Annotated in this window: 12 protein-coding genes; 10 read left to right on the plus strand and 2 right to left on the minus strand. The window is 58.9% G+C overall.

Going from position 1 to position 12,534, the window contains the following annotated elements; all coding sequences use genetic code 11:
* Nucleotides 1-44: 44 nt before the first annotated feature.
* A complete protein-coding gene (locus H8F21_RS12200) occupies nt 45-1,250 on the plus strand; it encodes an aminotransferase class V-fold PLP-dependent enzyme (RefSeq protein WP_203584414.1) in 1,206 nt (401 codons plus the stop codon).
* Entirely contained in the window at nt 1,247-1,657 is a 411-nt protein-coding gene (locus tag H8F21_RS12205; protein ID WP_203476075.1) for a SufE family protein, read from the plus strand. The genes H8F21_RS12200 and H8F21_RS12205 overlap by 4 nt, the downstream gene beginning before the upstream one ends.
* On the opposite strand, the gene tcdA is transcribed toward H8F21_RS12205, so the two are convergent.
* On the minus strand, nt 1,636-2,457 hold the full coding sequence (tcdA, locus tag H8F21_RS12210) for a tRNA cyclic N6-threonylcarbamoyladenosine(37) synthase TcdA (RefSeq protein WP_203476076.1): 822 nt from the start codon (nt 2,455-2,457) through the stop codon (nt 1,636-1,638). The two genes, H8F21_RS12205 and tcdA, sit on opposite strands and share 22 nt — an antisense overlap.
* Before the next feature lie 287 nt (nt 2,458-2,744).
* Here tcdA and H8F21_RS12215 point away from each other — a divergent pair, with 287 nt between their 5' ends.
* The 4 genes from H8F21_RS12215 (at nt 2,745) to H8F21_RS12230 (ending at nt 7,865) form a co-directional block, all read left to right on the plus strand.
* Entirely contained in the window at nt 2,745-5,336 is a 2,592-nt protein-coding gene (locus tag H8F21_RS12215) for a glycosyltransferase (protein ID WP_203476079.1), read from the plus strand.
* 169 nt (nt 5,337-5,505) lie between these two features.
* The gene (gene dapE, locus H8F21_RS12220; RefSeq protein WP_203476083.1) at nt 5,506-6,657 is read left to right on the plus strand and encodes a succinyl-diaminopimelate desuccinylase; all 1,152 of its coding nucleotides are present in this window, start codon (nt 5,506-5,508) and stop codon (nt 6,655-6,657) included.
* Entirely contained in the window at nt 6,657-7,469 is an 813-nt protein-coding gene (locus H8F21_RS12225; protein ID WP_203584415.1) for a putative RNA methyltransferase, read from the plus strand. Before dapE ends, H8F21_RS12225 begins: the two co-directional genes overlap by 1 nt.
* Before the next feature lie 18 nt (nt 7,470-7,487).
* Complete coding sequence (locus H8F21_RS12230; protein WP_136477838.1) at nt 7,488-7,865, plus strand: hypothetical protein; 378 nt, start codon at nt 7,488-7,490, stop codon at nt 7,863-7,865.
* Nucleotides 7,866-7,937: 72 nt separating this feature from the next.
* On the opposite strand, the gene H8F21_RS12235 is transcribed toward H8F21_RS12230, so the two are convergent.
* Complete coding sequence (locus H8F21_RS12235; protein ID WP_136477839.1) at nt 7,938-8,147, minus strand: cold shock domain-containing protein; 210 nt, start codon at nt 8,145-8,147, stop codon at nt 7,938-7,940.
* 221 nt (nt 8,148-8,368) lie between these two features.
* Between H8F21_RS12235 and plsB the strand changes: the two genes are divergently transcribed.
* From plsB to H8F21_RS12255, 4 genes are all read left to right on the plus strand, one after another.
* Nucleotides 8,369-10,855 carry a glycerol-3-phosphate 1-O-acyltransferase PlsB gene (plsB, locus tag H8F21_RS12240; protein WP_203476095.1) on the plus strand — a complete coding sequence of 829 codons (2,487 nt, stop codon included), beginning with the start codon at nt 8,369-8,371 and terminating at the stop codon, nt 10,853-10,855.
* 81 nt (nt 10,856-10,936) lie between these two features.
* Nucleotides 10,937-11,299, plus strand: a complete 363-nt coding sequence (locus H8F21_RS12245) for a YbaY family lipoprotein (RefSeq protein WP_203476097.1) — start codon at nt 10,937-10,939, stop codon at nt 11,297-11,299.
* Nucleotides 11,300-11,383: 84 nt separating this feature from the next.
* Nucleotides 11,384-11,782 carry a YbaY family lipoprotein gene (locus H8F21_RS12250; RefSeq protein ID WP_203584416.1) on the plus strand — a complete coding sequence of 133 codons (399 nt, stop codon included), beginning with the start codon at nt 11,384-11,386 and terminating at the stop codon, nt 11,780-11,782.
* A 32-nt stretch (nt 11,783-11,814) separates the two neighbouring features.
* Complete coding sequence (locus H8F21_RS12255) at nt 11,815-12,504, plus strand: DUF4197 domain-containing protein (RefSeq protein ID WP_203476101.1); 690 nt, start codon at nt 11,815-11,817, stop codon at nt 12,502-12,504.
* The last annotated feature ends 30 nt before the right edge of the window (nt 12,505-12,534 follow it).

The raw sequence follows: 12,534 nt of genomic DNA on the forward strand, positions 1-12,534 counted from the left end.
CGGGTCTGGCCTAACGCCAGGCCCGATTTTCAGGTCCGACCATCATGTTCCAGCCTTCCCCTTGGCGCGCTGATTTTCCAGCCATCGCCGCTCTGCAGCGCCAGCACCAGACCTACCTGGACAACGCTGCTACCACACAAAAACCGCAGAATCTGCTCGATGCCTTGAGCCATTATTACGGCCATGGTGCTGCCAATGTGCACCGTGCCCAACACCTTCCAGGCGCCCTCGCTACCCAGGCGTTTGAACGAAGCCGGGAAAAAGTTGCAGGTTGGCTGAATGCCAGCGATGCACAACAAATCATTTTCACCCACGGCGCCACATCAGCGTTGAACCTGTTGGCCTACGGCCTGGAAAGTGGGTTTGAAAGTGGGGATGAAATCGCCATCAGTGCGCTTGAGCACCATGCCAACCTATTGCCGTGGCAACAATTGGCTCATCGCCGTGGACTCAAGCTGGTCGTTCTACCCCTGGACAGCCGAGGCCTGATTGATCTTGAAGTCGCGCTGCAATTGATCGGCCCGCGCACCCGGCTGTTGGCAGTCAGCCAACTGTCCAACGTGCTTGGCGCCTGGCAGCCACTTGCCCCGCTGTTGGCCCACGCCCGCGCGCAAGGGACGTTGACCGTCGTCGACGGCGCCCAGGGCGTGGTCCATGCTCGCCAGGACGTGCAACAGCTCGGTTGCGATTTCTATGTATTCTCCAGCCACAAACTCTACGGTCCAGACGGGGTTGGCGTGCTCTACGGCCGCAGCGAAGCACTGGCCCGCCTGAGACATTGGCAGTACGGTGGCGAGATGGTCCACGTGGCCGACTACCAGAGCGCCAGCTTCCGCCCGGCGCCTCTGGGCTTCGAGGCCGGCACGCCGCCAATTGCCGGTGTCATCGGCCTGGGTGCCAGCCTGGACTACCTTGCAGGGCTCGATGCCACTGCGGTTTGCGCACACGAAGCCGGCCTGCACCGCAGTCTATTGCGCGGATTGAATGATCGCGAAGGCATCCGTGTGTTGGGTCAACCACAGCTAGCCCTGGCCAGCTTTGTGGTCGAAGGTGTCCACAACGCCGACCTTGCGCACATGCTGACCGAACAGGGGATCGCCGTACGCGCCGGGCATCACTGCGCCATGCCGCTGCTCAAGTCCCTGGGCCTGGACGGCGCTATTCGCGTATCGCTGGCCTTGTACAACGACTCAGACGACCTACAGCGCTTCTTCGAGGCACTGGATCAAGCCCTGGAGCTGCTGCAATGAAGCTGTCCGACAATGCACAGAATGCGCTGCTCAGCTTCGAGCAAGCGACTGGCTGGGAGCAGCGCGCGCGCTTGCTGATGCAATGGGGCGAGCGCCTGGCGCCGTTGAGCGATGCGCAAAAGTCAGAATCCAACCGGGTTCATGGCTGTGAAAGCCAGGTCTGGCTGGTTGCCGAACAAGAGGATGGGCTTTGGCGCTTCAAAGGTGCCAGCGATGCCCGAATCATCCGCGGGCTGCTGGCGCTGCTGCTGGTACGGGTAGAGGGGTTGACCAATGCCGAGCTGCAACAACTCGACCTGCCCGGCTGGTTCAACCAGCTAGGACTCGGGCGCCAGCTTTCCCCTTCGCGCAGCAACGGCCTGAATGCCGTGCTGCAGCGTATGGCTCAGCTTGCCGCTGGCAACTGAGCCTGACGCTCACTTGGGCGACGTGCACCCGCTACCAATTTTTCCACCGCCTTGCTGGCGGCAACCATGCCAAACGTCGCCGTGACCATCATCACGGCACCGAAGCCGCCCGAACAATCGAGTTTGACCCCTTCACCGACAAAGCTCTTCTGCAGGCACACGCTGCCGTCACCCTTGGGATAGCGCAGTTGCTCGGTGGAAAACACGCAGGGCACACTGTAGTTGCGGGTGACCGTGCGCGAAAAGCCATAGTCGCGACGCAAGGTTGAACGCACTCGCGACGCCAGCGGGTCGTTGAAGGTCTTGTTCAGGTCAGCGACGCGGATCTGGGTAGGATCTATCTGCCCACCGGCACCACCGGTGCTGATAATGGTGACCTTGTGGCGCTTGCACCAACCAATGAGCGCAGCCTTGGCCATGACACTATCGATACAATCGATCACACAGTCGATGTGCTCGCCGATGTATTCAGGGAGGGTTTCCTTGGTCACGAAATCAACCACCGCATGTACCTTGCACGCCGGGTTGATCGCGCGCAGCCGCTCTGCCATGACCTCAGCCTTGGCGCGACCAATGTTGCCTTCCTGGGCGTGCAACTGACGATTGGTGTTGCTGACGCAAACATCATCGAGGTCGAACAGCGATATTTCCCCCACACCGCTTCGCGCCATGGCTTCAGCTGCCCAGGAGCCAACACCGCCGATACCGACGATAGCCACATGGGCCTCGCGCAGGCGCTGCAGACCGTTGTCTCCGTATAACCGGGCAACACCGGCAAAGCGTGGATCATCTGTACTCATGGCCAAACCCCGAAAAACCGGCGCGCATTATAGGCCTCTTGAAGCCTGATGCCATCCCGCATCGGACCAGTCGCCATGGGCACATTGGGAAGTCAGCGGTATTCCTGCTTTAATGTGCCAGGCAATCCCTGGTCCAGGACGACAACAGCACGGGCCGCAGAACTTCAACGTTTGAAGTCTATCTAACCTACAGCGCCCACCTGTGCCTTCACAGCATAGGCGCTCGTATAGCAGGAATAGCGCCATGTGGCGCTCGCCCGTTCCACCTTTCGGAACCCGAACTATCTATGTCATCGCGTAAATTTGGTATCAACCTGGTAATAGTCATGGCCATCGCCGCGCTATTCACCGGGTTCTGGGCGCTGATCAACCGCCCGGTTTCCGCACCCAACTGGCCGGAGCAGATTTCCGGTTTCTCCTACTCGCCGTTTCGCCTGGGAGAAAGCCCACAGAAAGGCCAGTACCCTACTGAAGACGAACTGCGCCAGGATCTGGAACAGCTTAGCAAGCTGACCGACAGTATTCGTATTTATACCGTTGAAGGCACCCAGGCTGAAATTCCGCGCCTGGCCGAAGAGTTCGGCCTGCGGGTATCGCTCGGCGTGTGGATCAGTCCGGACCTCGAGCGCAATGAGCGGGAAATACAGAAAGCCATCGAACTGGCCAACAGCTCGCGCAGTGTTGTGCGAGTGATGGTCGGTAACGAAGCCCTGTTCCGTGAGGAAATCACCCCTGAGGCATTGATTCAGTACCTGGATCGCGTGCGTGCGGCGGTGAAGGTACCGGTGACCACCAGTGAGCAGTGGCATATCTGGAAAGAACACCCGGAACTGGCCAAACACGTTGACCTGATTGCCGCGCACATCCTGCCGTACTGGGAGTTCATCCCGATGAAGGAGGCCGGCCAATTCGTGCTCGACCGTGCCCGCGACCTCAAGCAACAGTTCCCGCGTAAACCACTTCTGCTCTCGGAAGTCGGCTGGCCAAGCAACGGCCGTATGCGTGGCGGCGCCGACGCAACCCAGGCTGACCAGGCCATTTACCTGCGCACCCTGGTCAACAAGCTCAACCGCCAGGGCTACAACTACTTCGTCATCGAGGCCTATGACCAGCCGTGGAAGGCCAGCGATGAGGGTTCTGTTGGCGCCTACTGGGGCGTGTTCAACGCCGCTCGCCAACAAAAATTCAACTTCGAAGGGCCGGTAGTGGCCATTCCGCAGTGGCGGGTCTTGGCCGTCGGTTCAGTGGTGTTGGCGATGCTGTCGTTGACCTTGCTGCTGATCGACGGCTCGGCTCTGCGACAGCGTGGTCGTACCTTCCTGACCTTCATCGCCTTTCTCTGTGGGTCGGTGCTGGTGTGGATCGGCTACGACTACAGCCAGCAATACAGCACCTGGTTCAGTCTGACGGTAGGCTTTTTGCTGGCGCTCGGTGCGCTGGGGGTATTCATTGTATTGCTGACCGAGGCCCATGAACTGGCCGAAGCCGTGTGGATTCACAAACGGCGGCGGGAGTTCCTACCCGTTCAGGCCGACAGCGCGTACCGACCGAAAGTCTCAGTGCATGTACCGTGCTACAACGAGCCACCAGAGATGGTCAAACAGACCCTCAATGCCCTGGCAGCACTGGATTACCCGGATTACGAAGTGTTGATCATCGACAACAACACCAAGGACCCGGCAGTTTGGGAGCCGATCAAGGCGCACTGTGAAATGCTCGGTGAGCGCTTCAAGTTTTTCCACGTAGCGCCCCTGGCCGGCTTCAAAGGTGGCGCACTGAATTACCTGATCCCGCACACCGCTAAGGATGCCGAGGTGATCGCAGTGATCGACTCCGATTACTGTGTGGACCGCAACTGGCTCAAGCACATGGTGCCGCATTTCGCCGACCCGAAAATCGCCGTGGTGCAGTCGCCACAGGACTACCGCGACCAGAACGAAAGCACCTTCAAGAAGCTGTGCTACAGCGAGTACAAGGGCTTCTTCCATATTGGCATGGTGACCCGCAATGATCGTGACGCGATCATCCAGCACGGCACCATGACCATGACCCGGCGCTCGGTGCTTGAAGAACTGGGCTGGGCCGACTGGTGCATTTGTGAAGACGCTGAACTGGGCCTGCGGGTGTTCGAGAAAGGCTATTCGGCAGCCTACTCCCATGAGAGTTATGGCAAAGGCCTGATGCCGGACACTTTCATCGACTTCAAGAAGCAGCGCTTCCGCTGGGCCTATGGCGCCATCCAGATCATCAAGCGCCATGCTGCCAGCCTGTTGCGCGGCAAGGACTCGGAGCTCACCCGTGGGCAGCGCTACCACTTCCTCGCAGGTTGGTTGCCGTGGATTGCCGACGGCATGAACATCTTCTTTACCGTCGGTGCGTTGCTCTGGTCTGCTGCGATGATCATCGTGCCGCAACGGGTCGACCCACCGTTGCTGATTTTCGCTATTCCGCCCCTGGCACTGTTTGTGTTCAAGGTCGGCAAGATCGTGTTCCTTTACCGCCGCGCGGTCGGGGTCAACCTCAAGGACGCCTTCGCTGCGGCCCTGGCCGGTCTGGCGTTATCGCACACCATTGCCAAAGCCGTGCTCTACGGTTTCTTCACCAGCAGTATTCCGTTCTTCCGCACGCCCAAGAACGCCGACAGCCATGGCTTGCTGGTGGCACTCTCCGAGGCCCGGGAAGAATTGTTCATCATGCTGCTGCTGTGGGGGGCCGCTGCCGGGATTTACCTGGTCCAGGGACTGCCGAGCAATGACATGCGCTTCTGGGTGACCATGCTGCTGGTGCAGTCGCTGCCCTACCTGGCGGCGCTGATCATGGCCATGCTGTCGTCACTGCCCAAGCCGCTGAGTGCTGCCCAGCCAGCCCAAGCTTCCTGACGCACCCCGGTAGGGGCGGACTTGCCCCGCGATTGCGATCTGCCAACCACATCGCATAGCGGAGCAAGCCCGTTCCTGCCCAAGCTCACCGGCAACCCTCACTCGATCGTTTTGCTATAAGATAACGCCCCTCGAATTCGTGCCCTGCCTTGCCCCCGGAGTTCCTTCAATGACGGCCCCAGCCGACCTTTCGCCTACCTTAGAACTGGCCTGCGACCTGATCCGTCGTCCTTCGGTAACCCCTCTGGACTTCGACTGCCAGAAACAAATGATGCAGCGCCTGGGCGATGCCGGTTTCATGCTCGAGCCAATGCGCATTGAGGATGTCGATAACTTCTGGGCCACCCATGGCAACCAGGAAGGTCCGGTATTGTGCTTTGCCGGCCACACCGACGTGGTGCCTACCGGCCCCGTGCAAGCATGGCAAAACGATCCATTCAATGCGCTGATCGATGCCGATGGCATGCTCTGTGGTCGCGGTGCTGCCGACATGAAAGGCAGCCTGGCAGCCATGGTCGTGGCCACCGAGCGTTTCGTTGCCGACTATCCGAATCACCGCGGTAAAGTCGCCTTTCTGATTACCAGCGACGAAGAAGGCCCGGCCCACCATGGCACCAAGGCCGTGGTCGAGCGCCTGGCTGCACGCAAAGAGCGCCTGGACTGGTGCATTGTCGGTGAACCGTCTAGCACCAGCCTGGTCGGTGACGTGGTCAAGAACGGTCGCCGCGGCTCGCTCGGCGCCAAGCTGACAGTACGCGGCGTACAAGGCCATGTAGCGTATCCGCACCTGGCGAAAAACCCGATTCATCTCGCCACCCCGGCGCTGGCAGAGCTGGCCGCCGAGCACTGGGACGAGGGCAATGCGTTCTTCCCGCCGACCAGTTTCCAGATTTCCAACCTGAACGCGGGCACTGGCGCGACCAATGTTGTGCCGGGCGAACTCACAGCACTTTTCAACTTCCGCTTCTCCACCGAGTCGACCGTTGAAGGCCTGCAACAGCGGGTAGCAGCCATTCTCGACAAGCACCAACTCGACTGGCACGTGGACTGGGCGCTGTCCGGCTTGCCCTTCCTGACCGAACCGGGTGACTTGCTCGATGCAGTGTCTGCCAGCATCAAGGCGGTCACTGGCCGTGACACCCAGGCATCGACCAGCGGCGGTACTTCCGATGGTCGCTTCATTGCCACCCTGGGTACCCAAGTGGTTGAACTGGGCCCGGTCAATGCCACTATCCATCAGGTCAACGAGCGGATTCTGGCCAGCGATCTCGACGTCCTGACCGAAATCTATTACCAGACCCTCATCCGGTTGCTTGCCTGATGCTCACCTGCCCCCTCTGCAGCGCTCCGCTGAACGCCCTCGACAACGGCGTGGCTTGCCCGGCCGGACACCGCTTCGATCGTGCGCGGCAGGGCTACCTGAACCTGTTGCCGGTGCAGCACAAGAACAGTCGCGACCCAGGCGACAACCAGGCTATGGTTGAAGCCCGCCGCGATTTTCTCAATGCTGGGCATTACGCCCCGGTAGCTCGCCGGCTGGCGGAACTTACCGCTGAACGTGCACCACAGCGCTGGCTGGATATCGGTTGTGGCGAGGGCTACTACACCGCGCAGATCGCCCAGGCGCTGCCCAACGCCGACGGCTATGCCCTGGACATTTCCCGCGAAGCGGTCAAACGCGCCTGCAAGCGCAACCCCGCGTTGACATGGCTGGTAGCGAGCATGGCCCGCGTGCCGCTGGCTGACGCCAGTTGCCAGTTTCTGGCCAGTGTATTCAGTCCACTCGACTGGCAGGAAGCCCTGCGCCTGCTCGCACCGGGAGGCGGCCTGATGCGTGTCGGCCCAACCAACGAGCACCTGATCGAACTGCGCCACAAGCTCTATGATGAAGTGCGCGACTATGCCGACGACAAGCATTTGGCATTGGTCCCGGCAGGCATGCAGCACGCTCACAGCGAAACCCTCAAATTCCGCTTAAGCCTTGTCGATGGCAAATCCCGCGCCGATTTGCTGGCCATGACGCCTCATGGCTGGCGGGCCAGCGCTGAAAAACGAGCTCGCGTCATCGAACAGGCCGAGCCTTTCGAGGTCACGGTATCGATGCGATATGACTATTTCATGCGCCAAGACTGAGCACACCCGGAGCCCCCAATGCGCCAACCCGATATCGAGATTTACTTAAAAGACGCCGACGTCGATCACAAGCAGATCGCTGCGTGGCTGACCGAAGCACTGGGCCCTTGCAGTGAATGGCAGCAGAAAGGCCAGACCTACAAGTGCATGGCCGGTAACATTCCGGTTACCTGGTTACCGAAGGCTGTGGGCAAATGGAACAGTTTGTACCTGGAAAGTGACAAGACCCCGTGGGATGACGATATCGCCTGCGCTCGTGCTGCGTTCGCTGCGCTGAACGTCGAAGTGCGTTGCGCACCTGGCAGTTGGGTCGAAGAAGAAGGGGAGGAAGATGCCGATCGCTGGATTCGCATCAGCGCCGATGGCGAAGAAGAAATCACCTGGAGGACGCAGTAGCTCGACGCTGTGAGCTGCAAGCTACAAGTCGAGCACGATCAACTTGTAGCTTACAGCTTCATTCTTGCTGCGTCAGAGGCCTATAACGTCTTCTGCCTGCAGGCCTTTCTGGCCCTGAGTCAGATTGTATTCGACCTGCTGGCCCTCGATCAGGGTGCGATGCCCCTCACCACGAATGGCACGGTAGTGAACGAACACATCCGCACCATCTCCACGCTGAATGAAGCCATAACCTTTAGCATCGTTGAACCACTTCACACTTCCAGTCTCACGAGACGACATCTGAACTACTCCGAATTTTTATTTTGGAATCGCCTTGCAAGCGAAGGATCACCCTCCTTCGCTGACGCAGCTTGAGCATTACTCCTGCAAGCTGCGGACCGAGTATATGTCAGGCTAGAAATATTTTTTATGACGGCCGAGCATTTTGCTGAAGTTGCGCAGATACGTCACACTAACCGACTGAGCAATCACTCAAAAAAATCACCCAGAGCACACACTGTATGACCCGTTCTCCCCTGCGCCGCCTGATCTTTGGCGCCCTGCGTCGCCTGTTGTACCTGTGGGTTCGCTCCGAGACCATCAACCAGTCCTCCTTCACCCTGAACCTGGATCGCAGCCGACCCGTGTTCTATGCCCTGCAGTCACCTTCCCTGACCGATCTGGCGGTGCTTGATCGAGAGTGCACCAAAGCGGGGCTGCCACGCCCGGTATTGCCGGTCGCCGTTGGCACGCTGCACGAGCCCGCGGCGTTTTTCTACCTGACTCCCGAACCAGACTGGCTGGGTCGCCAGGACAAACGCGGCGCCCCACCGACACTGTCGCGCCTGGTCAATGCCATCAGCCAGCATGCAGAAGAAGACGCGCAGATTATTCCGGTCAGTGTGTTCTGGGGGCAATCGCCTGCCAGTGAGTCCAGCCCGTGGAAATTGCTGTTTGCCGATAGCTGGGCTGTTACCGGACGATTGCGTCGGTTGCTGACGGTGTTGATTCTGGGGCGCAAAACCCGGGTTCAGTTCTCTGCCCCGATCCACCTGCGCGAACTGGTCCAGCACAACAAGGGTCATGAGCGCACGGTACGAATGGCTCAACGCATGCTGCGGGTGCACTTTCGCAACCTCAAGACCGCGGTCATCGGCCCGGACATCTCGCACCGGCGTAACCTGGTCAAAGGCCTGGTTCACGATCCATTGGTGCGCCAGGCCATTGCCGACGAGGCGGAGCGCGAAAAAATCACACTTGCCAAAGCCGAGGCGCAGGCCTTGCGTTACGGCAATGAAATTGCCTCGGACTACACCTATACCGCCATCCGCTTTCTCGAAGTGGTGCTCAGCTGGTTCTGGAACAAAATCTATGACGGCATCAAGGTCAATAACATCGAGCAGGTACAAGGCATAGCCCCAGGTCACGAAGTTATCTACGTACCTTGCCACCGAAGTCACATTGATTACCTGCTGCTGTCCTACCTGCTGTTTCGCAACGGCCTGACACCACCGCACATTGCCGCCGGGATCAACCTGAACATGCCGGTGATCGGCGGCCTGCTGCGCCGTGGCGGGGCATTCTTCATGCGCCGCACGTTCAAGGGCAATCCGCTGTACACGGCGGTTTTCAATGAGTACCTGCACACCCTGTTTACCAAAGGCTTCCCAGTCGAGTATTTCGTCGAAGGCGGCCGATCGCGTACCGGTCGCATGCTGCAACCGAAGACCGGCATGCTGGCCATCACCCTGCGCAGCTACCTGCGTTCATCTCGCACTCCAATAGTCTTCGTGCCGGTGTACATCGGCTATGAACGCGTGCTGGAGGGGCGTACCTACCTGGGCGAGCTGCGCGGCGCGAGCAAAAAGAAAGAATCGATCTTCGATATTTTCAAAGTCGTTGGCGCCCTCAAACAGCGCTTTGGCCAGGTAGCAGTGAACTTTGGCGAGCCGATCCGTCTTGGCGCTTTCCTCGACCAGCAGCAACCGGGCTGGCGCGAACAGTCCTACGCGCCGCAGTTCCGCCCGGCTTGGCTTAATGAGACCACCTCACGCCTGGGTGAGAAAGTTGCCCAGCACCTCAACGAGGCAGCGGCGATCAATCCGGTCAACCTGGTGGCCCTCGCGTTGCTCTCCACCAGCCGCCTGGCCCTGGACGAACGCGCCCTGGCACGGGTATTGGATCTGTACCTGGCGTTACTGCGCAAAGTTCCTTACTCACCGCACACCACCTTGCCAGAAGGCGACGGCCTGGCCCTGATCAGCTACGTCAGGGGTATGGACTTGTTGGCCGAGCAAAGCGATGCCCTGGGCAGGATTCTCTACCTGGACGAACAGAACGCGGTCTTGATGACCTACTACCGCAACAATGTCCTGCACATCTTCGCCCTGCCGGCATTGTTGGCGAGCTTCTTCCAGAGCAGCTCGCGCATGAGCCGCGAGTTGATCCTGCAGTACACCCGGGCCTTGTACCCGTATCTGCAGTCCGAGCTTTTCATTCGCTGGCAGCCACAAGAGCTGGATGCGGTAATTGACCAGTGGCTGCAGGCGTTTGTCGAGCAAGGTCTGCTGCGCTATGAAAACGGTGTGTACTTGCGTCCGGCACCCAGCTCGCGGCAGTTTGTATTGCTGACATTGCTGGCCCGGGCCATCACCCAGACCCTGCAACGCTTCTACATGGCTACCGCCTTGCTGCTCAATAGTGGCCAGCACACCCTGAGCGCTGAAGAACTTGAAGACTTGTGCGTGGTAATGGCCCAGCGCCTATCTATTCTGCATGGCCTGAATGCGCCAGAGTTCTTCGACAAGACCTTGTTCCGCCACTTCATCCAGACCCAGATCACGCAGGGTGTTTTGCGCCCGGATACAAATGGCAAGCTTGGATACCATGAAAAACTGAGTGAACTGGCCGAAGGGGCGGCCAAGCGTGTGCTGTCGGCGGAAATTCGTTTGTCAATTCGCCAGGTAGCGCTGCACCGTGACGACGCCTCAGGAACCACACAAGAGTAAAGGTTTCTATCTGCAAGAGTCCCTTGGGAGGATTCAGGATGCACGAGCAATCTCGATCTGAATCCCTCCAAGGAGCACCACATGCACAACGACTGGTATAAATACCTTGATGTCGAAGTTCTCTACATGCAGCGCATTGGACTGCCACAAGGCGTCACGGTCAGCCTGGACCTGAACGACGTCTCACAGCAGGATGTCGCTGCGAAACCTCTGGCCTCTCAGAGCGTCAGGACCAATGGCAATGTACCTATCCACTTTCAGTTGCGCTACGACCCCAGAGTGGTTGACGCCGACCTCAGCTATTCCCTAACAGCTCGAATCGAACTGGACGGGCTGCTTCTATTCACCAACACCAACAGTTATCTGGTCACCCTCAATGGCAGTCAGGCTAAAATCATGATGGTTCTACAGGGTTCACCTTTAGGCTTTGCCGCACAGCTCTAACCCGTGCGTTTAGGCTCACACGAAAAAATCCGTTAAAGTTCAGGACGGTCGTGAAAAATCGACATTACTGCCTACGGAATTTTTATGAAAAAATTAGTTTTACTGTTATGTAGCTCTTTGCTTGCCGCCTGTTCGAGCTCCAGTCTCCCTTCTAAGGCCTCGCTCGACGGCGAGGTCTTCTACCTGCAGCGTATCGCTCTGCCACCCACAGCCACCCTGAATGTGAGCCTGCAGGACGTGTCGCTGATGGATGCCCCAGCGGTCACCTTGGCAAGCCAGAACGGTCCGATCAACGGCAGCGTTCCGCTGCCTTTTCATTTGAGCTATGACCCTGCGCAAGTAAAACCTGGCCATCGCTATGCAGTCAGCGCGCGTATCGAAGCGGATGGCAAACTGCTGTTCATCAACACTGAGCATCATGGCGTTCAACTCGACGGCAGCGATCCGCAGCCGGTACGCATCAAAGTTGATGCAGTTCGCTGATAACCGTTCCAACTACAGATAAGGATGCTGCCATGTTCCGCCCTGCTCTTACCTTGACCGGCTTGTGCGCCGGTCTGCTGCTCTCGGCCAGCGCCATGGCGCTGTCTCTCGGCGACCTGTCACAGAAGGACGCCTCTGGTGGCCTGAAGGACGCACTGACCCAAGGGGCTCAGGTCGCCGTAAAGCAACTCGGCACACCGGGTGGCTTCAGCAACAATCCTGAGGTACGCATCGAATTGCCGGGCAACCTTGGCAAAGTCGCGAAGAAGATGAAGCAGTTTGGTATGGGTGCCGAGGTCGAAGCACTTGAGACAAGCATGAACCAGGCTGCCGAAGCTGCGGTGCCACAAGCTCAGGCCCTGCTGGTGGATGCAGTCAAGAAGATGACCGTCGAAGACGCCAAGGGCATTCTTGCCGGCGGTAATGACTCAGCCACTCAGTACCTGAACAAGACCAGCCGCGAACAGATCCGCGCCAAGTTCCTGCCCATCGTCAAGAAAGCTACCGATCAGGTTGGCCTGGCCCAGCAGTACAACAACTTCGCCGGCCAAGCCGCGACCTTTGGGGTGCTCGATGCCAAGAACGCCAATGTTGAGGGCTATGTGACCGAACAGGCGCTCGATGGCCTATTCGAGATGATCGCCAAGCAGGAAGAAACCATTCGCCAGAACCCGGCTGCTGCTGCAACCGGCTTGGCCAAGAAGGTGTTTGGCGCGCTTTGAGCGCGCCAGCTACAAGCTGCAAGCCTCAAG

Source organism: Pseudomonas arcuscaelestis (assembly GCF_016881005.1).
Lineage (GTDB): Bacteria > Pseudomonadota > Gammaproteobacteria > Pseudomonadales > Pseudomonadaceae > Aquipseudomonas > Aquipseudomonas arcuscaelestis.

Bases quoted from the DNA above. Each gene is read 5' to 3' on its own strand.
- H8F21_RS12215 (WP_203476079.1), top strand. From the start codon at position 2,745: ATGTCATCGCGTAAATTTGGTATCAACCTGGTAATAGTCATGGCCATC.
- H8F21_RS12200 (WP_203584414.1), top strand. From the start codon at position 45: ATGTTCCAGCCTTCCCCTTGGCGCGCTGATTTTCCAGCCATCGCCGCT.
- H8F21_RS12205 (WP_203476075.1), top strand. From the start codon at position 1,247: ATGAAGCTGTCCGACAATGCACAGAATGCGCTGCTCAGCTTCGAGCAA.
- H8F21_RS12230 (WP_136477838.1), top strand. From the start codon at position 7,488: ATGCGCCAACCCGATATCGAGATTTACTTAAAAGACGCCGACGTCGAT.
- dapE (WP_203476083.1), top strand. From the start codon at position 5,506: ATGACGGCCCCAGCCGACCTTTCGCCTACCTTAGAACTGGCCTGCGAC.
- tcdA (WP_203476076.1), bottom strand. From the start codon at position 2,457: ATGAGTACAGATGATCCACGCTTTGCCGGTGTTGCCCGGTTATACGGA.
- H8F21_RS12245 (WP_203476097.1), top strand. From the start codon at position 10,937: ATGCACAACGACTGGTATAAATACCTTGATGTCGAAGTTCTCTACATG.
- H8F21_RS12225 (WP_203584415.1), top strand. From the start codon at position 6,657: ATGCTCACCTGCCCCCTCTGCAGCGCTCCGCTGAACGCCCTCGACAAC.
- H8F21_RS12250 (WP_203584416.1), top strand. From the start codon at position 11,384: ATGAAAAAATTAGTTTTACTGTTATGTAGCTCTTTGCTTGCCGCCTGT.
- H8F21_RS12235 (WP_136477839.1), bottom strand. From the start codon at position 8,147: ATGTCGTCTCGTGAGACTGGAAGTGTGAAGTGGTTCAACGATGCTAAA.
- plsB (WP_203476095.1), top strand. From the start codon at position 8,369: ATGACCCGTTCTCCCCTGCGCCGCCTGATCTTTGGCGCCCTGCGTCGC.
- H8F21_RS12255 (WP_203476101.1), top strand. From the start codon at position 11,815: ATGTTCCGCCCTGCTCTTACCTTGACCGGCTTGTGCGCCGGTCTGCTG.